This window comes from Nonomuraea sp. NPDC049486 (genome assembly GCF_040676925.1).
GTDB classification, from domain to species: domain Bacteria; phylum Actinomycetota; class Actinomycetes; order Streptosporangiales; family Streptosporangiaceae; genus Nonomuraea; species Nonomuraea ferruginea.
Genome location: NZ_JBFAPV010000012.1, coordinates 154,654 through 174,595, shown reverse-complemented (window position 1 = coordinate 174,595; position 19,942 = coordinate 154,654). Strand labels below are relative to the sequence as shown.

Annotated in this window: 17 protein-coding genes; 6 read left to right on the top strand and 11 right to left on the bottom strand. The window is 70.2% G+C overall.

Annotation, left to right across the window (positions count from 1 at the left end; all coding sequences use genetic code 11):
- Window positions 1-9: 9 nt before the first annotated feature.
- The 8 genes from trxA to AB0K05_RS31445 form a co-directional block, all read right to left on the bottom strand.
- Window positions 10-324, bottom strand: a complete 315-nt coding sequence (trxA, locus tag AB0K05_RS31480) for a thioredoxin (RefSeq protein ID WP_148035942.1) — start codon at window positions 322-324, stop codon at window positions 10-12.
- Window positions 325-336: 12 nt separating this feature from the next.
- On the bottom strand, window positions 337-1,269 hold the full coding sequence (gene trxB / locus AB0K05_RS31475; RefSeq protein WP_148035943.1) for a thioredoxin-disulfide reductase: 933 nt from the start codon (window positions 1,267-1,269) through the stop codon (window positions 337-339).
- A gap of 126 nt (window positions 1,270-1,395) precedes the next feature.
- The gene (locus AB0K05_RS31470; protein ID WP_364233931.1) at window positions 1,396-2,256 is read right to left on the bottom strand and encodes a zf-HC2 domain-containing protein; all 861 of its coding nucleotides are present in this window, start codon (window positions 2,254-2,256) and stop codon (window positions 1,396-1,398) included.
- Complete coding sequence (gene sigM / locus AB0K05_RS31465; RefSeq protein ID WP_148035945.1) at window positions 2,253-2,882, bottom strand: RNA polymerase sigma factor SigM; 630 nt, start codon at window positions 2,880-2,882, stop codon at window positions 2,253-2,255. The genes AB0K05_RS31470 and sigM overlap by 4 nt, the downstream gene beginning before the upstream one ends.
- Window positions 2,883-2,897: 15 nt before the next feature.
- A complete protein-coding gene (locus AB0K05_RS31460) occupies window positions 2,898-4,412 on the bottom strand; it encodes a protein kinase family protein (protein ID WP_271276839.1) in 1,515 nt (504 codons plus the stop codon).
- Window positions 4,413-4,579: 167 nt separating this feature from the next.
- Window positions 4,580-6,187 (bottom strand): murein biosynthesis integral membrane protein MurJ, encoded by a 1,608-nt coding sequence (gene murJ / locus AB0K05_RS31455; RefSeq protein WP_364233927.1) that lies wholly within the window; start codon window positions 6,185-6,187, stop codon window positions 4,580-4,582.
- Window positions 6,184-8,331 (bottom strand): DUF6049 family protein, encoded by a 2,148-nt coding sequence (locus tag AB0K05_RS31450; RefSeq protein ID WP_364233925.1) that lies wholly within the window; start codon window positions 8,329-8,331, stop codon window positions 6,184-6,186. Before AB0K05_RS31450 ends, murJ begins: the two co-directional genes overlap by 4 nt.
- Window positions 8,332-8,378: 47 nt before the next feature.
- A complete protein-coding gene (locus AB0K05_RS31445; RefSeq protein WP_271276836.1) occupies window positions 8,379-8,903 on the bottom strand; it encodes a YbaK/EbsC family protein in 525 nt (174 codons plus the stop codon).
- Window positions 8,904-9,049: 146 nt separating this feature from the next.
- Here AB0K05_RS31445 and AB0K05_RS31440 point away from each other — a divergent pair, with 146 nt between their 5' ends.
- A complete protein-coding gene (locus tag AB0K05_RS31440; RefSeq protein WP_364233921.1) occupies window positions 9,050-10,453 on the top strand; it encodes a CCA tRNA nucleotidyltransferase in 1,404 nt (467 codons plus the stop codon).
- Here AB0K05_RS31440 and AB0K05_RS31435 read toward each other — a convergent pair.
- Complete coding sequence (locus AB0K05_RS31435) at window positions 10,443-11,729, bottom strand: MFS transporter (protein ID WP_219549781.1); 1,287 nt, start codon at window positions 11,727-11,729, stop codon at window positions 10,443-10,445. The two genes, AB0K05_RS31440 and AB0K05_RS31435, sit on opposite strands and share 11 nt — an antisense overlap.
- 107 nt (window positions 11,730-11,836) lie before the next feature.
- Here AB0K05_RS31435 and idi point away from each other — a divergent pair, with 107 nt between their 5' ends.
- A complete protein-coding gene (gene idi / locus AB0K05_RS31430) occupies window positions 11,837-12,433 on the top strand; it encodes an isopentenyl-diphosphate Delta-isomerase (protein ID WP_148035951.1) in 597 nt (198 codons plus the stop codon).
- 49 nt (window positions 12,434-12,482) lie between these two features.
- On the opposite strand, the gene AB0K05_RS31425 is transcribed toward idi, so the two are convergent.
- Complete coding sequence (locus tag AB0K05_RS31425; protein WP_148035952.1) at window positions 12,483-13,562, bottom strand: inositol-3-phosphate synthase; 1,080 nt, start codon at window positions 13,560-13,562, stop codon at window positions 12,483-12,485.
- A gap of 13 nt (window positions 13,563-13,575) precedes the next feature.
- Window positions 13,576-14,163, bottom strand: a complete 588-nt coding sequence (locus tag AB0K05_RS31420) for a PadR family transcriptional regulator (RefSeq protein ID WP_364233918.1) — start codon at window positions 14,161-14,163, stop codon at window positions 13,576-13,578.
- A 133-nt stretch (window positions 14,164-14,296) separates the two neighbouring features.
- Between AB0K05_RS31420 and AB0K05_RS31415 the strand changes: the two genes are divergently transcribed.
- The 4 genes from AB0K05_RS31415 (at window position 14,297) to AB0K05_RS31400 (ending at window position 19,880) form a co-directional block, all read left to right on the top strand.
- Complete coding sequence (locus AB0K05_RS31415; protein WP_148035954.1) at window positions 14,297-14,683, top strand: DUF5318 family protein; 387 nt, start codon at window positions 14,297-14,299, stop codon at window positions 14,681-14,683.
- A gap of 153 nt (window positions 14,684-14,836) precedes the next feature.
- The gene (locus AB0K05_RS31410) at window positions 14,837-17,497 is read left to right on the top strand and encodes a transglycosylase domain-containing protein (protein WP_364233916.1); all 2,661 of its coding nucleotides are present in this window, start codon (window positions 14,837-14,839) and stop codon (window positions 17,495-17,497) included.
- Window positions 17,494-18,819: a glycosyltransferase 87 family protein gene (locus tag AB0K05_RS31405; RefSeq protein ID WP_271279305.1), complete on the top strand. Its 1,326-nt coding sequence runs from the start codon at window positions 17,494-17,496 to the stop codon at window positions 18,817-18,819. The genes AB0K05_RS31410 and AB0K05_RS31405 overlap by 4 nt, the downstream gene beginning before the upstream one ends.
- Complete coding sequence (locus AB0K05_RS31400; RefSeq protein WP_364233914.1) at window positions 18,816-19,880, top strand: mannosyltransferase family protein; 1,065 nt, start codon at window positions 18,816-18,818, stop codon at window positions 19,878-19,880. The genes AB0K05_RS31405 and AB0K05_RS31400 overlap by 4 nt, the downstream gene beginning before the upstream one ends.
- The last annotated feature ends 62 nt before the right edge of the window (window positions 19,881-19,942 follow it).

The window sequence follows — 19,942 nt, the reverse complement described above, 5'->3', positions numbered from 1 at the left end:
TGGACGGACCTAGATGATGCCGTCGAGCTCGCGGAGCAGCATGGCCTTCGGCTTGGCGCCGATGATCTGCTTGACGAGCTCGCCGCCCTTGTAGACGTTCATCGTCGGGATCTGGAGGACACCCGCCTGCCGGGGAACCTCGGGGTTCTCGTCGATGTTGAGCTTGACGATCTCGAGCTTGTCGCCGTGCTCGTTGGCGATCTCCTGGAGGATGGGCGCGACCTGACGGCACGGGCCGCACCACTCGGCCCAGAAGTCGACCAGAACGGGCTTCTCGCTCTTGAGGACCTCGGCCTCGAACGTGGCGTCGGTAACTGCCTTCACGGATGCGCTCCCTTACTTCTCGTTGTTGGCGAGCCAGCGCTCGGAGTCGAGGGACGCCGAGCAGCCGGTGCCCGCCGCGGTGATCGCCTGGCGGTAGATGTGGTCGACGACGTCCCCCGCGGCGAACACGCCGTCGATGTTGGTGGCGGTGGTCGGGTGGGCGACCTTGATGTAGCCGTCGTCGTCGAGGTCCACCTGGCCCTTGACGAGCTCGGTGCGCGGGTCGTGGCCGATCGCCAGGAACAGCGCGTCGGTGGCCAGGTCGCACTCCTCGCCCGTCTTGACGTTGCGCAGCTTGACGGACTCCACCCTGGTGTCGCCGAGGACGTCGACGACCTCGGTGTCCCAGATGAAGCGGATCTTGTCGTTGGCGAACGCCCGATCCTGCATGATCTTGCTGGCGCGCAGCTGGTCGCGGCGGTGCACCACGGTCACCATGCGGCCGAAGCGGGTCAGGAACGTCGCCTCTTCCATGGCGGTGTCGCCGCCGCCCACGACCACGATGTCCTTGTTGCGGAAGAAGAAGCCGTCGCAGGTCGCGCACCAGGAGACGCCGCGGCCGGACAGCCGCTTCTCGTTCTCCAGACCGAGCTCGCGGTAGCCGGAGCCCATCGCGAGGATGACCGACTTGGCGTAGTAGGTCTGGTCGTAGGTCTTGACGACCTTGGGATCGGCCTTGAGGTCGACCTCCACCACGTCGTCGGCGATCAGCTCGGCGCCGAACCGCTCGGCCTGCTTGCGCAGGTTGCCCATCAGGTCGGGGCCCATGATGCCGTCGGGGAACCCGGGGAAGTTCTCCACGTCGGTGGTGTTCATGAGCGCGCCGCCGGCGGTGACGGAGCCTTCGAAGACCAGAGGCTGGAGTTCGGCGCGTGCGGAGTAGACGGCCGCGGTGTATCCGGCGGGACCGGATCCGATGATGATCACGTTACGAACGTCGTCCAACGCTCCCACGCCTCTCTAGTCTGATGTTGCCTTTGGCCTCAACAGATCCTAAGCCGTCGCCATTCCCGGCCCTCGGGCGCACACGCGAAAGAGCCCGCCGAGGCGGGCTCTTCACAGGTCAGGGACTTACCAGCGGCCCAGAGCGGGCTTGCGCAAGTTTTTGCAGTTGAAGGGGTCGACGACGTCGATGCGCAGCCGCTTGGTCTCCTTGTTCTTCCAGGACGCCATGATGATGGCCTCCTGGCCGTTGTACTGGCCCTGGTCGACGGCGAAGACCTCGAGCTTGGCCCGGCTGGACACCGTGCCGACGCAGTGGTCGACCTGGTTGCCGCCGGACTCGCCGCCGACGATCGGGGCGGGCGCGAGGAAGTCGCCGAGCGCCTGGGCCAGCTCCTGGTCGCTGTAGTTGTGGCCGCTGTCGGTGAGCGCGTAGGCCCGGGCCTTGGCCTCTTCCCGGGACGGCTGGCTCTGGGCCACGACCGGTGGCGGCTGGACCGTCGGCTCGCCCCCTCCGGAGGCGAGCAGGCTCGCCGACACCGCGGCGGTGCCCACCACCGCGGCCGCGGCGGCCGCCGCCACCGCGGGCATCGCCCACCGGCGCCGCCGGGTGGTGCGCGTGCGGGCCGGGACGACCGTGCCGTCGTCGGAGACCACCCCGAGTCGCACGGGCTCCGGCTCCTGCCGCTCCCATGGAGCGTCGCGCATGAGCTTGTCCCAGTCCGGCGCATCCGCCAGGCCGACTCCGCCGCGCTGGGACTCCGCCTCGGCGGCCAGCGCCTTGTCGATGCGCAGTGCGACACCCATCGGCATGGCCGGTGTGGGAGTCGCCGCGAGCACCTCTCGAACCGCCGCTAGATCGGCCAGCAGCTCCCCGCATGGGGGGCAGACCGCGAGGTGGTCGCGGACCAGGCCGGCCGTGTCGGCGTCTAGGAGGCCCTCGGCGAAATCGGCGAGGGCGTCCAGATCGTAGTGCGTTTCACCCGTCACGAAGTTCTGTCTCCCTTCGCGGATGAGACGCGACTCAAGTCAGATCGGTTCCGCAGATGCGAAAGAATCGGGGCAAGTTTCGCGCGGCCCCTGGCGCATCGGCTCTTCACCGTCCCGCTGGGCACCTGCAGCACCTGAGCTGCGTCTTCGACGGAGTAGCCCATCATGTCGACCAGCACGAGCGCGGCCCGCTGGTCGGCGGGGAGCAGTTTGAGCGCGGCCGAGACCTCCATCGACACCTCACGCTCGACCGTCTGGTCGGGCAGCTGGGCGTCGCGCTCGGCGGCCTCGATCAGCTCGTCGTCGGCCACCGGGCGCACGGACTTGCGGCGCATCCTGTCGAGGCAGGCGTTGACGACGATGCGGTGGAGCCAGGTGGTGACGGCGGCCTCGCCGCGGAACGAGCCGGCCTTGCGGTAGGCGGAGACGAAGGCGTCCTGGACGGCGTCGGCGGCCTCGTCGGGGTCGCCGAGCGTGCGCAGCGCGACGGCCCACATCCGGTCGCGGTGCCTCTTGACGATCTCGCTGAAGGCGTGAGGATCCCCGGTGATGTGCGCGGCCAGCAGATCGGCGTCGCTGACCGCAGGCCGATCCGCTGGTGAGGGGGTCTCGGGTGGGGAGTTCACAAGAGGGATTCCTGGTTATGCCGATCCTGGAGAGTGCACGACTACTTCATAGATGGTGCCATGAAACTTGCCCGCGTCCGCCGGAAGACGGGTAAACCAGATCAAAACGTACTGCCCGCTGGCAGTCTGCTCCGGCTTGAAGGTCGTCTTGCCGGAGGCGCCCTTCACCCGGGCGACGGTCTTGAGCGACGACAGGTCGGCCTGGTCGCCGACCTTGAGCTCGACGGTCGCGCCGGGGGCCTCGCCCAGCGTAGCCACCACGTCGCTGATCTGCATGGACTTGCCCATGTCGAGGAGCAGGCCCACCCCGTCCTTGAGATTGCCCAGCGCGGCGCTGTTGTAGTTGTCGGTCTTCCAGAACGTGCTGGGCTTGCCGTCGATGGTCAGGGCCGCCAGCTCGGCCTTCTCCTCCTGGTCGCCGAGCGGGTCGAACCCGGTCGCCTTCTCGGCCTTGACCGCCTGCGCCTGGGCGGGCGGCGACGTGGTGGCGGTGGTCGGCGTGGGCTGCGCCTCCTGGCCGTCGGGGCTGCCGAGGCTCCGGCCGATCGTCCAGGCGCCGACGCCCACCGCGACGATCACCAGCAGCACGACCGCGGTCATCAGCGCCCGGTTGAGCACGTTGCCGCCGCCCTGCGGCCCGGTCTGGACGGCCGGCTGGAGGTGCTGCGGCGCCGTGGGCCTGCGCCGGTCGGTGTCGAGGCCCTCACTGGGGGAGGCCGACGTCGTCACCGACGGCGCGGATCCGTACGGGATCGAGATCGGCATCGGCCTGGCCACGTCGGCGAGCGCCTCGGCGATCTCGGCGGGGCTGGACAGCGCGCCCTGCCCCCGGCGCGACTCGGGAAGGCAGGCCCGGATCGTGACCGTATCGAGATAACCGGGCACGCCGGCGGTCACCTGGCGGGGGGTGCAGAAGTGGCCGTCGGTCATCGGCGCGGCCGGGAGCGTGCCCTCTTCCTCGTCGCCGGGCCAGTGGCCGGTCAGCCCCGCGTACAACAGGCGGCCGAGGCCCTCGGCGTCGTCGAGCCCGGGCTGGTCGGTGGTCAGTCCGTAGAGCGCCGAGTCGACGGCCACGCCCAGCACCTTGACCGTGTTTCCGGTGGTCCACACCAGGTTGCCGGGGCGCAGGCACAGGTGGTAGAGGCCGGCCTCGTGGGCGTGCGCGAGCGCCTCGGCGGCCTCGGCCACCAGCCCTGCGGCCCGCTCGGGATCCAGGGGACCGGAAGAGAGCAGGTCGGCGAGGGTGTCGCCGGTCACCCACTCGCTGACGACGTAAGCGCGATCGGCGTCCTGGGCGGCGTCGAACACCTGGGTGAGTCGGGGGTCGGTGAGCCTGCTCGCGGCCCGGGCGGCGGTGACGACCTCCTGCACGCGCGGGAAGTCGGGCGCGAAGGTCAGCACCGCGACGGGGCGGGCGAGGATCTCGTCGATGGCCTTCCAGTAGGTGGCGCCGTCGGATTCGCTGACCCGGTCCTCCAGCCGGAACCGGTCGGAGAGGCGGGTGCCGGGCTCGATCGCCGATGTGCTCACTGGCTCACCTCGCTCGCCCGATCATCCCTGGTCACGGCTCGACGTGCCTGCCTGGCGGTGTCCTGCGCAGGCACGCTATGCCGGATGGATCCGCCCACGCCCCTCCTGCTTCCATTCGCGCGTGTCGGCACCATGCTAGTGCCCGAGCCGGTTGCTCCCCGCGCTCTTTAGCGGCGTACCCGCCCGGCGACCATCCCAACGACCGAGCTGACCTCGGGAATGCGCGCGCGGTGGGCGACCCACAGGTAAAGGATCATCCCCAGCCCGCCGCCGACGGTCAAAGTGATCACCGAGTCGAGGAAGCCGGGCATCCCGAAGATCTCCTGCATGCTCCACACCGTGGCCAGGGCCAGCACCGCCGTGGGCAGGGCGGCGAGATACATCCTGGTCATCGACATGCAGACCTGCCAGCCGCCCAGCCCGCCGACCCGGCGGGAGGCCAGCACCCAGGCCAGCAGCGCGCCGAGCGCGTAGGCGATCGCGTAGGCCAGGGCCAGCCCCATGACCGCGTAGCGGGCCGGCAGCAGGTTGTAGAGCAGCACCATCAGCGCGGCGTTGACGGCGGTGGTGCCGGCGCCGACGAAGACGGGCGTGCGGGTGTCGCCGAAGCTGTAGAAGACCCGCAACAGCAGCTGGAAGACCGCGAACGGCACCAGCGCGAGGCCGTAGACCTGCAGCACGTTGCCGATGTAGACGGCGTTGGCGACGGTGTTGGCGCCGTGGCCGTAGAGCGGCACGGCGATCGCCGGCCCGAGCACCATGAGCAGCAGCGACACCGGCACCATCACCGCCCCGATGAGCCGCACGCTGGAGCCGAACTCGGTCCGCACCTCGTCGAAGCGCCCCTCGGCCACGGCCCGGCTCATCCTGGGCAGCATCGCGGTGATCACCGAGACGCCGACGACCCCGTACGGAAGCTGGAAGAGCTGGAAGGCCAGGGTGTACGGGGAGACGCCGTGACCGCTGACCACGTCGCCGGCCGCGCTGGCGAGGTTGGTGGTGAGCAGGAACCCGAGCTGGGTGACGACCACGTAGCCGATCGTCCAGACGCCCATCTTGGCCATCTCGCCGAGGCGGGCGTTGCGCAGGTCGAAGCGGGCGACGAAACGGAACCCGGCCCGCTTCAGCGCGATCACCAGCACCGTCGCCTGGGCCACGATGCCGGCCGTGGTACCGAGGCCGAGCAGGGCCAGCTCGCCGTTGGTGACCGCGTCGACGTCGGAACCGTTGGAGACGATGATCGCGTAGGCGACCATGACGCAGATGACGACCAGGTTGTTGACCACCGGCGCCCACATCGGGGCGGCGAACCGGTCACGGGTGTTGAGAATCGCCCCGGCCACCGCGCCGATGCCGAAGAAGGCGAGCTGCGGCAGGATGAACTGGGCCAGCCGCACCGCCACCTCGAACTGGCGCTCCCCGCGGTCCCAGTCGGTATAGAGGTCGATGATCATCGGGGCGGCCAGCACCGCCAGCGCGGCCACGACGATGAGCGCGATGGTGGCGAGCGTCAGCAACCGCTGCTCGTAGGCGCGGCCGCCGTCGGCGTCGCGCTGCTGGGCCTTGACGATCATCGGCACCACGACGCTGCTGAGCACGCCGAGCAGCAGCAGGTCGAGGATGCTGTAGGGGATGGCGTAGGCGACGTTGTAGGCGTCGCCCAGCGCGGCCGTGCCGATGGCGTAGGCCAGCACCATGGTGCGGACGAACCCGGTGACGCGCGAAACCATCGTGCCGGCGGCCATGATGGCGCTGGCACGCAGCAGGCGGCTCATATGGCCTCACTCTCACGTGTCCGGGCCGCCCGTGCGACCCGCCGCTGCGACCTGCGCCGGAGTATCCGGGTGACCACCGCCGCCAGCATGACGGTCAGCGCGCCGCCCACGATGACCAGGGCGATGCCGGTGTAGCCGGTGGTGCGCACGATCAGTTTGACCGGCTCGCCGTAGGCCCGGCCGTCGGCGGTGCGCAGCTGGACGGTCACCGAGGCGTCGCCGCCGCCGGAGGAGGTCACGGTCATGGGGATCTGGACGGTGCCGCTCTGCTCGCCGTCGATCTGCAGCGGCTCCAGCTGCGGGAGATGGGTTTCGAGCAGGCCTGGGTCGTCGGACTTGACGTCGACGTAAAGCGAGACGGGGGTGCTCAGCTCGTTCTTCACGCTGATCGGGACCTCGCCGTCGCTGCCGGCGAGGGTGCGCGGCTGGTCGGGGCCGGCGCCGGTGATCGACACCTTCCCGATGCGGTCCTTGACCGCCTCGCTCACCTGCTCCGTGACGGCGCGCCCGGCCTTGGTGTCGCCGCGCCAGGCGGAGGAGGCGAGCCTGAGCACCGCGGCGTCGAAGGACGACTGCTGCTGGCCGGTGACCTCCGCGGCCAGCTGGGCCTGCGCGGCGACCTCGCGGACCGGCTCCAGGTACTTGCCGCTGAGCTCCTGCTTGCGGTCGCGGTCGGAGTAGGTCAGCCCGGCGCGCGGGACCCGGTCGCGGGGCACCTTGATCGAGTCGAGCGGGGTGAGCGACAGCCACGGGAGCTTGCCCGCGGTCTTCAGCAGCGTCGAGACGAGCGTCGGGCTGGGGTTCCAGCGCCGGGACGGGGCCATGACGAGGGAGCGCGCGCGGGTCTGGCCCGGCTCGACGGAGATCATCGCGGTCTCGGCGATGAACCGCTGCCTGCTCAGCAGGATCGAGCCGCGGGTGCCGGGGGTGGGTTCGAGCACGTGGCTCAGCTCGGCGTCGGCCACCAGCGCGGTGACGGGGCCCATGACGGTGTCGAGCGTGGTGGCGGCGTCGGGGGTGACGGCGGGGAGCACGGTCGCCGCGGAGGCGGCCTGCTGGGTCGGCAGGCTGGCCGGGTCGAGCAGGACCTTGCCGACCCGGGTGGCGCCGGGCGCGCCGACGGCGAGCAGGTCGAGCGCGTCGGCGTCGAGCATGCCGCCGACCGGCCAGTAGGTCGAGGTCGACACGTCGCTCTTGATGAGCGCGGCCTTCTTCGCGGCCAGCTCCAGCGCGCGCCCCGGCTGCCGGTCGAGGCCCCGGTGGGCCAGCGCGGTCACGTCGGGGTCGGCGTACGGGGTGGCGATGACGGGATTGTCGGCCAGCGCCGCGCGCATCCCGACGAGCCACTGGGAGGCCGCGGCGTCGGCGGGCCGCTCCTCGGGCTTGCCGTCGCCGGTCTTGACCCGGAACGGCTTGGTCATGGCCTGGACGTCGTCGAAGAGCGCCGGGTCGACGACCCAGGTCACGCTGGGGGGCGCGATCTCGGCGATGCGCGCCAGGTCGGCCAGCCGGCCCTTGCCGGTGAGCTCGGCGCCCAGCTCGTCGTCGACGAACGTGCCGTCGTCGGACCGGCGCGGCTGGTCGATCACGGGCAGCACGAGCGCCAGCCGGTTGCGCACCGGCTGCTGCTGGCCGGTCGCGGGCGCGTACGTGAGGAAGGTGCGCTGGGAGGCGAGCTGCACGGCGTCCCACTGCACCACCTCGACGGCGAGCGGGTAGGCGCCGAACGAGGTCAGCCCGAACTGCGCGGGCGTCATGGTCAGCTCGAAGTCCTGGGAGGCGCTGGCGGCCAGCTCGGAGATGACCATGCTCGACTGGGTCGAGACGTTGGGCGGCTGGGTGGCCGTCGTGGTGCCGTCGGCGTAGGCGGCCATCGCGGCCCGGTCGGCGAAGCGCTGGGAGGAGTAGCGCACCCTGACCCGCAGGCCCGGCGTGGCGACGGAGCCGCTGTTGCGCACCGTGCCGGTGATCTTGATCTCGGTCGCCCGCTCGGTGGCGTAATCGGGCGTGACGGAGGTGAGGGTCAGGTCGATGCCCTGCCGCGCGGCGGCGCTCGCGGCAGCCGCGCCCGGCGCCGCCGCCACCGTGGAGGGGACGAGCAGCGCGGCCGAGAGCACGGCGAGCAGCGTGGCCTTCCGGATCACGCCTGCGCCCTGGCTGGATTACGACACACGCCCGCAATGGTACGGGCTCAGTGCCCCGGCGCGACCGCCTCCAGGCTTCCGCGGGGCTGCGGCACGCGGAGGTCGACGGTCTTCCCTGACACGAGTGTGAGCAGGTCGAGGGCGCGCATGCTGAGGACCGCGTGGCGTTCGCCGGTGGCGGAGAAGACCGGCTCGGTGTCGGCGCTCAGGCGGTCGTCGATGAACAGCGGCAGCTCTTCGGGCAGCAGCAGCGGGCCGACCAGCCCGGCCGCGTAGTCCGTGGCCCTGTTGACGACGTGCGCGCGCGCGAGGCGTACCGTACGGACACCGAGCAGGCCGCCGACGGCGGCCGGTCCCGGGGGAGTGGCGAGAGGGTGGACGACGGCGACGACGAACTCGCGCCCTATCCTCGGAGCGACCTCGAACACCGTGACCGTCACGCACCTCTCGGGCGCGGCGGAGATCGTCTCGGGAAGCTCGTCCGCGCAAGTGATGGGGCGCGGAAGGCGTACGATCTCATGGTGGACCTGGTGTGCGAGGAGCCAGCGGTGGATCGCGAGGGCGTCCTTCATGAGACCTCCTTGCCTCGTTCCATCGCGCCGTCGGTCCCCTGACCGAAGGTAACCCGGACCCGGTGTGGCTCGGGGGATATGTTCCGGAATCGAAGGACCTACCCAGCTTGTCCGACTCAAATCTGACCGAAACGCAGCAGCGGGCCATGCGTGACCTGTTCCGCAAGATCGCCCCCGTGGCCGACGAGCTCGGCCGCGTGTTCGCCGACCACGGCCACGAGCTGGCCCTGGTCGGCGGCCCCGTGCGCGACCTCTTGCTCGGCCGTGTCGGCAAGGACCTCGACCTGACCACCGACGCGCGGCCCGAACGGGTGCTCGACATCGTGCGCGACTGGGCCGACTCCGTCTGGACGATCGGCATCGACTTCGGCACAGTCGGGTTGCGCAAAGGCGGCTGGCTGATCGAGATCACGACCTACCGCAGCGAGAGCTACGACCCCAAGTCGCGCAAACCCGAGGTCATGTACGGCGACACCCTGGACGCCGACCTGGAGCGCCGCGACTTCGCCGTCAACGCGATGGCGATACGGCTGCCCTCCAACGAGTTCGTCGACCCCTACGGCGGCCTGCCCGACCTGGCCGCCAAGCGGCTGCGCACCCCCGGCCCGCCGGAGCGCTCCTTCGGCGACGACCCGCTGCGCATGCTCCGCGCCGCCAGGTTCGCCTCGCAGCTCGGCTTCACCGTCGACCAGGCGGCGGTGACCGCGATGACGGAGATGGCCGGGCGCATCGAGATCGTCTCGGCCGAGCGGATCCGCGACGAGCTCGACAAGCTGGTCTGCGGCGCCCGCCCGCGCGACGGCCTGCGCCTGCTCGTCGACACCGGCCTGGCCGCCCACGTGCTGCCCGAGCTGCCCAAGCTGCGCCTGGAGATCGACGAGCACCACCGCCACAAGGACGTCTACGAGCACAGCCTGACCGTGCTCGACCAGGCGATCGCCCAGGAGGACGACGGCCAGCCCGACCGCATCCTGCGCTGGGCCGCCCTCCTGCACGACATCGGCAAGCCCAAGACCAGGCGTCACGAGCCCGGCGGCCGGGTGTCGTTCCACCACCACGAGGTCGTGGGCGCGCAGATGACGAAGAAGCGGATGACCGAGCTGCGCTTCCCCAAGGACGTCGTCGCCGACGTGTCGCGGCTGGTGGAGCTCCACCTGCGCTTCCACGGCTACGGCACCGGCGAGTGGACCGACAGCGCGGTGCGCCGCTACGTGCGCGACGCCGGCCACCTGCTGACCCGCCTCCACAAGCTGACCAGGGCCGACTGCACCACGCGCAACAAGCGCAAGGCGGCCGCCCTGTCGCGCACGTACGACCAGCTGGAGGAGCGCATCTCCCGGCTGGCCGAGGAGGAGGAGCTCGCCAAGATCCGCCCCGAGCTCGACGGCAACGAGATCCAGCGGGTGCTCGGCGTCGGCCCGGGGCCGGTGGTGGGCAAGGCCTACAAGTTCCTGCTCGACCTGCGGCTCGACAAAGGCGTGCTGGGCAAGGAGGAGGCCACGGCCGCGCTGCGCGACTGGGCCGAGGCCAACGACGTCGTCACGGGCTGACCGTCTCGCGCGTCCGGGTGATCATCCGGTAGGCCAGCGCGCTCGCCAGGTAGCCGGCCGTGATGATCACCACGGCGGCGTACGACTTGCCGTCGGGCGGCAGGATGGCCGCCGACAGGGCCGCCGCGAGCACGTACATGCCGTTGAAGAGCATGTCGTAGACGGAGAACGCGCGGCCGAGATAGACGTCGTCGAGGTCGCGCTGCACGGTCGTGTCGGCGCAGATCTTGACGCTCTGCCCAGCCAGGCCGAGCACGAACCCGGCCACCGGGAGCCCCCACTCCTGGAAGGGCACCACGAGCACGCCCGCGAGCACGCCCGCGGACGTCAGCGCGATCGGCACCCACCGGGTGATGGTGAACCACTCGGTCGCGTACGGGGTGATGATCACGGCGAGGAAGTAGCCGACGCCGGAGGTGGCCACCACGAGGCTGACCCCGTTCAGCGCCGCCTCCGGATCGCCGTCGGTGAAGTAGTAGCGGTAGAGGATGATGCCCAGCGCGGTCGCCATGCCGTAGAAGAACCGGTGCGCGGCCATCGCGCCCATCGTGGCGGCGGCGACCCGGTGTCCGACCAGGTGGCGGGCGCCGTCGGCGAGCCCGGCCACCACGTTGCGCAGCGCCTCGCGCGTCTGCGGCCGGTCGGGGTCGTGGGAGGGGCCGAGCAGTGAGCGCTCCATCGTGCGCGCGATCAGGGCGCTGAGCCCGAACACCACGCCGGAGGTCGCCAGGAGCCACGCCACCCCCGTGTCGCCGATGCCGAACAGCTCGCGCAGCAGGAACCCGGCGCCCACGCCGACGAAGGTGACGACGGTCCCGGAGGTCGGGGTGACCGCGTTGGCGGCCATCAGCTGGTCTCTCGGCACCACGTGCGGCAGCGAGGCGCCCAGCGCCGCCAGGAAGAACCGGTTGACGCCCAGCACGGCGAGCGCCGCCATGTAGAAGACGGGGTCGGGCACGTCGGCCGCCACCAGGGCGGCCGCGCCGAGCAGCAGCGCGCCGCGCACGATCGGCGCGATCATCAGGATCTGCCGTCGCGACCACCGGTCGATGAACACCCCGACGAACGGCCCGAGCACGCTGTAAGGCAACAGCAGCACCGCCAGACCGGCCGCGACGCCCAGGGCGGTGGTCTGGCTCTCCGGGTTGAAGAAGGCGAACCCGAGTACGCCGAACTGGAAGATCCCGTCGGAGAACTGGGAGACCAGTCTCGTGCCGAAAAGCCGCCGGAAATCCCGGCCTCGGAGGACCACGCGCAGATCGGCGACGAATGACACCCCGCCAGCCTAGCCCTGAGCCTGTGATGCACGGGGACACAAGAGGTTGGCGCATCAGGTGGGCGAACGGGTTCAGGGGAAGCACGTGATCACATACGCTTCATAGCGTGACGACTGTGGAACACGTGGTACTCGTTGACGGCTCCGGCCACGCGCTCGGCACCGCGCCCAAGCTGTCCGTGCACGGCCGGGAGACTCCGCTGCACCTGGCCTTCTCCAGCTACGCCTTCGACCGCGACGGCCGCGTGCTGCTGACCAGGCGCGCCGGCCACAAGCTCACCTGGCCGGGGGTGTGGACCAACAGCTGCTGCGGCCACCCGCTGCCGGGCGAGCGGCTCGACCAGGCGGTCCTGCGCCGGCTCTCCTTCGAGCTGGGCCTGTCCGTCGAGCGGGCCGACCTGGTGCTGCCCGGCTTCTCCTACCGCGCGGTCATGGGCAACGGCATCGTCGAGCACGAGCTGTGCCCCGTCTACCGCGTGCTGGTCGACGGCTCCGCCAGCCCCAACCCCGACGAGGTGGGGGAGACGAGGTGGATGCCGTGGCCCGAGTTCGCCGAGGGCGTGCTCAGCGAGCTGATCTCCATCTCGCCGTGGTGCCGCGAGCAGATGCCGCTGCTGTCGGCGCTCGGCCCCGACCCGCTCCAGTGGCCGACGGCCTCGGAGGACGAGCTGCCGCCCGCCGCGCGCCAGCCGTACGCCCCCTAGAAACGCGCCGCGGCGCCGCACGTGCCGTGCGGCGCCGCGAAGACCGGGGTCAGCGCTCGACCTCGCCGCGGATGAACTTCTCCACCTGCTCGCGGGCCTCGTCGTCGGAGTACTGCACGGGCGGCGACTTCATGAAGTACGAAGAAGCGCTCAGGATCGGGCCCCCGATGCCGCGGTCGAGGGCGATCTTGGCCGCGCGCACGGCGTCGATGATGATGCCGGCCGAGTTGGGAGAGTCCCAGACCTCGAGCTTGTACTCCAGGTTGAGCGGCGTGTCGCCGAACGACCGGCCTTCGAGCCGCACGTAGGCCCACTTGCGGTCGTCGAGCCACGGCACGTGGTCGGACGGCCCGATGTGCACGTCGGCCTTGGCCATCTCGTGCGGGATCTGCGAGGTCACCGACTGCGTCTTGGAGATCTTCTTCGACTGGAGGCGCTTGCGCTCCAGCATGTTCATGAAGTCCATGTTGCCGCCGAAGTTGAGCTGGTAGGTGCGCAGCAGCTCGACCCCGCGGTCCTCGAACAACTTGGCCATGACGCGGTGCGTGATGGTGGCGCCGACCTGCGACTTGATGTCGTCGCCGACGATCGGCACGCCCGCTTCGGTGAACTTCTCCGCCCACTCGGGGTCGGAGGCGATGAACACGGGCAGCGCGTTGACGAAGCCCACCCCCGCCTCGATGGCGCACTGCGCGTAGAACCGGGCGGCGTCCTCGGAGCCCACGGGCAGATAGGAGACGAGTACGTCGACCCGGTTGTCGCGGAGCACCTGGACCACGTCGGCGGGAGTCTCGTCGGACTCCTCGATGATCTCGCTGTAGAACTCGCCCAGGCCGTCGTAGGTGTGGCCACGCTGGACGATCACCCCCGTCGGAGGCACATCAGTGATCTTGATCGTGTTGTTCTCGCTGGCGACGATCGCCTCCGACAGGTCGCGACCGACCTTCTTGGCGTCCACGTCGAAGGCCGCGACGAACTCGACGTCGCCCACGTGGTAGTCGCCGAACTTCACGTGCATCAAGCCCGGCACGCGCGCGGCCGGGTCGGCGTCCCTGTAGTAGTGAACGCCCTGGACCAGTGACGCCGCGCAGTTGCCGACACCGACAATGGCCACGCGAACCGAACCCATCGCACTCGCTCCCTTACTCATCACTTGATGTGGTGTCTGTTGCCGGGCCCCGCTCTGAGGCCCGTCTTTCCGTGGCGATCAGCTCGTTGAGCCAGCGCACCTCGCGCTCGACGGACTCGAGCCCGTGACGCTGGAGTTCGAGGGTGTAGCTGTCGAGCCGCTCCCTGGTGCGGGCCAGGGCGGTGCGCACGCTGTCGAGGCGCTCCTCCAGCCGGCTGCGCCGGCCTTCGAGGATGCGCAGGCGGACTTCGGCCTCGGTGTGGCGGAAGAACGCGAAGTGGACGCCGAAGCTCTCGTCCTCCCAGGCCGACGGGCCGGCCTGGGTGAGCAGCTCCTGCAGTCGCTCCTTGCCCTCCGCCGTGAGCTTATAGACGATCTTCGATCGGCCGCCCACGATCATGGCCTGGGCCGGTTGCTCCTCCGCGATGAGCCCCTGCTCCAGCAGAGAGCGCAGGCAGGGATACAGCGACCCGTAGGAGAACGCGCGGAACATGCCGAGTAGCGTGTTAAGCCGTTTGCGCAGCTCGTAGCCGTGAAGCGGCGTCTCGTGCAGCGACCCGAGCACGGCCAGTTCCAGCACCCTGCGTTGTCCGCCGGCCATGGGAACCGCCCTCCTCTCGCGTCGATGTATCGAGCCGATACATCCAGAGGATACGTCGCGCCGCTATATCGAGCAATTGACGACTTCCCCAAGTCGTTGGGATCAATCGGAAAAAAGCCGTAGTCTGGCGCCCATGTGGTCACAGCGAAGGGTGGTGGACTACGGGCTCGCCAAGCGGGCGGTCGTCCACGCCGTGCGCGCGGGGCGGACTCCGCCCGGCGACGTCTGCGACGCACAGCCGTACCTCCTCCGGGCGGCCCGCCACTTCGGCGAGCCGACCGATCGCCTCTGCCCGATGTGCGAGCGGGAGAACGTCACCAACGTGACCTATGTGTACGGGGACTCGCTCGGACGCCATGCCGGTCAGGCAAAGGTGACCTCAGACCTGACCGAGATGGCTCATGATTACGACGAGTTCCGGGTGTACGTGGTCGAGGTCTGCCAAGGTTGTTCCTGGAATCACCTGACGGTCTCGTTCGTCCTCGGGAACGGGCCGCCGGGCCTCGTCGGCCGGAGCTAGGGCAAACGGCCGCACGACAGAACCGAGGACGGCGAGGAGTCACGCCCCAATCCGCCGTGCTATCCGACGACGATGCGAGGACGCGTGAGTTACAGCAGCAACGAAGGGACGGCCCGCCCGGGGAGGCGCCGCCGCTCCGGCTCAACTCGTTCCGTGCCCCAGGAGCCGCCGCCGCAAACCGGCGAGTCCAGCTGGGGCGGGCCGCCCGCCCGTCGTCCCGAGGCCGCGTACGAGCAGACCGGCGCGATGGCCGCGCAGCCGTACAACGACCCGCCCACCCGCGCCAACCCGCGCTCGGCGCCGCCCGCCCAGCCGGGCGTGCCCGGTCCCGGTCAGCAGCCCAGCCGCCAGCCGAGCCCTCAGCCCGGCCCCCAGCCGGGTCAGCCCGGTCAGCAGCCGGGGGCTCCCGGCCAGCCCGGTCGCAGGCGCGCGGCCGGTTCCCGCCGCCGGGCTCCCGAGCAGGAGACCCGGGCCCGCAGCAACCAGGAGACGATGGTCAGCGACGCGCCCAGGCGCGCGCGCAGGAGCGGCGGCGGTCCCGGCGGCCCGTCGGAGCCGCCGGACGGCCCGCCGAAGGGCGGCGGCGACCGCCCCAAGTGGCGCAAGTTCCTGCCGAGCTGGAAGCTCGTCGTGGCCAGCTTCGTGGTGCTGTCCGCGGGCGTCTTCGGCATGATCGCGGTCGCGTACGCCAACACTCCCGTCCCCACCCAGGACCAGGTCCAGGACGGTGTGGAGGACCAGGAGAGCATCATCGTCGACCGGCACGGCACGGAGCTGGCCAGGCTCGGCACCAAGCGCATCCCGGTCACCTACGACCAGGTGCCGCGCGCGGTGCAGGACGCGGTCATCGCCGCCGAGAACGACACCTTCCGGGATGACTCCGGCATCTCCTTCAGCGGTATGGTCCGCTCCCTCTACAGCACGGTCAGCGGCCAGCAGGTGCAGGGCGCGTCCACCATCACCCAGCAGATGGCCCGCGCCTACTACGACGGCCTCTCCCAGGAGCGCACGATCCAGCGGAAGGTCAAGGAGATCTTCGTCGCGGTCAAGCTGAGCGACAAGATCTCCAAGGAGCAGATCCTGGAGCAGTACCTCAACACCATCTACTTCGGCCGCGGCGCCCACGGCATCGGCGCGGCAGCCGAGGCGTTCTTCGGCAAGAAGGTGGAGAAGCTCACACCCGAGCAGGGCGCCTACCTCGCCGGCCGCATCCAGAACCCGGACCGCTTCGACCGCGAGGAGAAGGCGGGCAACCTCGCCCCGACCGAGGAGCGCTACGACTACGCGCTCGGGCAGATGGCCAAGCTCGACCCGCAGGCGTACGGCGCACTCCCGGCCAAGTCGCCCACGGCGCCCAAGCGGACCAAGTACAAGCCGAAGAACCCGTTCAACGGCATCAAGGGCTACATGGTCCAGGTGGTCCTGGACGAGCTGGAGTCGCTGGACATCCCCAGGGAGGACGTCGAGAAGGGCGGCTACAGGATCAAGTCGTCGCTCGACCTCAAGCTCATGCGCGCCGCCAAGGCCGCGGTCGACAAGCACACCGGCAGCCTCGACCCGGAGATCAACACCACCCTGGCGGCCGTCGACCCGCGCAACGGGCAGGTCCTCGCCTTCTACGGCGGCGCCGACTACGCCAAGGACCAGTGGATCGACGCCTTCCAGTCGCAGAAGCAGGCCGCGTCGGCGTTCAAGCCGTACGTGCTGGCCGCCTGGCTGGACGCCGGCTACAGCCTGCGCAGCTACGTGCCCACCAAGGGCCCGGTCAAGCTGCCCGGCACCACCCCGATCGACAACGACCACCCGTTCAAGGCCCCGGGCGTCGACGTGGTGAGCGCCACGGCCAGCTCCGTCAACACCGCCTACGCCAAGATGGGGGAGAAGGTCGGCCTCGACAAGGTCATCGACATCGCGAGCAAGTCGGGCCTCAGCAAGAAGCGGCTCGAGGCCGCCATGGAGCAGCACCACTACCTGATCACCATCGGCAGCGGCACGGTGTCGGCGGTGGAGCAGGCGGGCGGCTACTCGATCTTCGCCAACCAGGGCAGGCACTACGACAACCACGTCGTCATCGAGGTGAAGGACAAGCACGGCGACACCGTGCTCACCGAGAAGAAGAGCTACGCCCAGGTCATCTCGCCGGAGGCCGCCGCCGACGCCGTCATCGCGCTGGAGGCCGTGGTCAAGCAGGGCACCGGCCGCAACGCCGCGCTCTACGACCGCCCGGTGGCCGGCAAGACCGGCACCAACAACGAGAACAAGGAAGCCTGGTTCGTCGGGTTCACGCCGCAGGTGTCGACCGCGGTCGGCATGTTCAGGCAGCAGTGTCGTACCGACAGCGGCAAGGTCGTCAAGCCGGTGAACGACAACTGCCCCTGGGCCCGCGGCAAGAGCAAGAAGTACACCATGGAGAACCCGTACTCCAGGCCGTACGAGATCCCGCTGGGCTCCGCGTTCCAGGGCGCCACCTACCCGGCGTCGATCTGGAAGACGTTCATGACCGAGGCCACCAAGGGCCAGAAGGTCGTGCCGTTCCCCGAGCGGGCCGACACCGGTGTCACCGAGGACCTCGTGCCCAAGCCGACCCCGACCCCGACGCCCACGGAGGACTCGCTGGAGCTCGACACCGGCGACCCGTTCGACAACGACCAGCAGGGCACCGAGCAGGACTGCGTCATCGGGCCGTGCTCCGACGACGACGGCAACGTGTCGGTCGACCCCAACCAGGACGACGAGATCCCCGTGGACGACGGCTTCATGGGCGGGAGCAGGAACGCACCGGACTCCCCGCCGGGCAGGCGCGAGGAACGGTGACGGCGATACTGAGGCGCGGCCCGTCCATGGCGCGGGTCGTGCCGTATCTCCCCCTGGGGCTGTTCGCGGTCCTGGGGGCGACCCTTGCGTACGTGATGCGGCTGCCCTGTCGCAACGGCGGCTGGAACGACCAGACCGCCACGTACACCAACTTCTGCTACACTGACATCTACCCGCTCTACTTCGACCGGCAGCTCGCGACCCAGAACCCCTACTTCGCCGACGTCCCGTTCGACAAGCACGTCGAGTACCCCGTGGTGCTCGGCGAGGTGATGCAGGTCATCGCCTGGATCGTGCGGTGGCTGGAGCAGGACGTCGCGGCGCAGGCGGCGCGCTTCTACGACATCACGGTCGTGCTGATGGGCCTCTCCTTGGTGGCCGGCGTGCTGCTGATGGCCGCCGCCGCCGGGCCGACCCGCCGCTGGGACGCCGTCTGGTACGCGCTCGCGCCCGCGGTCGTGCTGGCCGCCTACATCAACTGGGACCTCGTCGCCGGCGCGCTGTCCATGGGCATGCTCCTGGCCTGGGCGCGCAAGCGGCAGGTGCTGGCCGGCGTGCTGCTGGGGCTGGCCATCGCCACGAAGTTCTACCCGCTGATGTTCGTGGGGGCGTTGTTCCTGCTCACCTGGCGTACGGGGCGATGGCGGCCGTTCCTGGTCACCATGGCTTACGCCGCCGGCGTGTGGCTCGCGGTCAACCTGCCCTTCATGGTCTTCGCCTGGGACGGCTGGCGCCGGTTCTACGTCTTCTCCCAGGAGCGTGGCGTCGACTGGGGCTCGCCGTGGCTGTTCTTCCACAACAAGGGCTGGCCGATCCTGGGCGAGACCGACGTCAGCACGCTCGGCATGGTGTCGCTGGCGCTGCTCTGCCTGGGCATCGCGGTGCTCACGCTGACCTCGCCGCGCCGGCCCCGGCTGGCGCAGATCTGCTTCCTGGCGCTGGCCGCGTTCATGATGACGAACAAGGTGTGGTCGCCGCAGTTCGTGCTGTGGCTGGTGCCGCTCGCGGTGCTCGCCAGGCCGAACTGGAAGCCGCTGGCGCTGTGGCAGGTGGCCGAGGTCTGGTACTTCTTCGCGATCTGGCTCTACCTGCTCAACCAGGCGCCGCTCTCCCGGACCGACCTGGGCATCGGGGACGACACGTACTTCACCGCCGTCTGGGGACGGGTCATCACCATCGGGATCATGATGGCGTTCGTGGTACGCGACATCCTGCGCCCGGACAAGGACCTGGTGCGCCAGGGAGGTGTGGACGACCAGATCGGCGGGGTGTTCGACGAGGCGCCTGACCGGTTCACGCTGCGGAGCCTCGCCTTCCGATGATCACCCGCTCGGCCGGCCGGGACGCGCTGCTGATCTGGTTCGGCTCGCGGATCGGCCTGCTCGTGACGACGCTGCTGGGCGTGTCGCTGCACGAGTATCTCGGCCGGTGGGAGCGGTGGGACGCGCACCTGTTCGTCACCATCGCGCGCTTCGGCTACGACGGCGACCCGGCCCGGCCGGCCGACGGCGGGCTGCCCGCCTTCTTCCCCGGCCTGCCGGCGGCGCTGCGCCTGGTGCACCTGGTGGTGCCGGACTGGTCGGCGGCCGGGCTGATCGTCTCGCTCGTCGCCGGGGCGGTGGCCATGGTGGCGCTGGCCAGGCTGGCCGAGCACGAGGGCGCGCAGGGCTGGATGGCGGTGCTGGGGCTGGTGCTCTTCCCCGCAGCCGTGTTCCTGAGCGCCGGCTACAGCGAGTCGTTGTTCCTGGCCTTCGCGATCCCCGCCTGGCTGGCCGCCCGGCAGGGCCGCTGGCCGGCGGCCGCGGCCCTCGCCGCCGGCGCCTCGTGCGTACGCATCACCGGGCTGTTCCTGGCCGCGGCGCTGATCGCGGAGTTCGCCCTGAGCAGGGCCCCGCTGCGCCGCGCGCCCTGGCTGGCCGTGCCGTTCCTGCCGCTGGTCGGCTACTCCTTCTACCACTACACCCGCACCGGCGACTGGCTGGCGTGGAAGCACGCGCAGGAGGCCGGCTGGGGGCGCGAGACGGTGTGGCCCTGGGACGCCTGGGCGGTCACCTGGAACAACGCGATGGGCGGCGGCGACATGGCGCCGGCCTTCCGGATGGAGATCGCCGGCGCCGTGGTGGCGGTGATCGGGCTGATCTGGCTGCTGGCGCTGCGCAGGTGGAGCGAGGCCGTCTACACGGGGCTGCAGGCGGCCGCGCTCATGACGTCGGCGTACTACCTGTCGGTGCCGCGCTCGCTGCTGCTGTGGTTTCCGCTCTGGGTGGCCCTGGCCCTGCTCGCCACCAGGAGACGGTGGGTGATCGTGGCGTACGCGCTGGTCTCGGGGCCGCTGATGGTGCTGAACACGGCCCGGTTCCTGGAAGGCGCCTGGGCGGGCTGATCTCTATACCCGTTAGACGGCATCGGTAATCCAGGGAAGTTATCCACAGGTTGTGTACATCG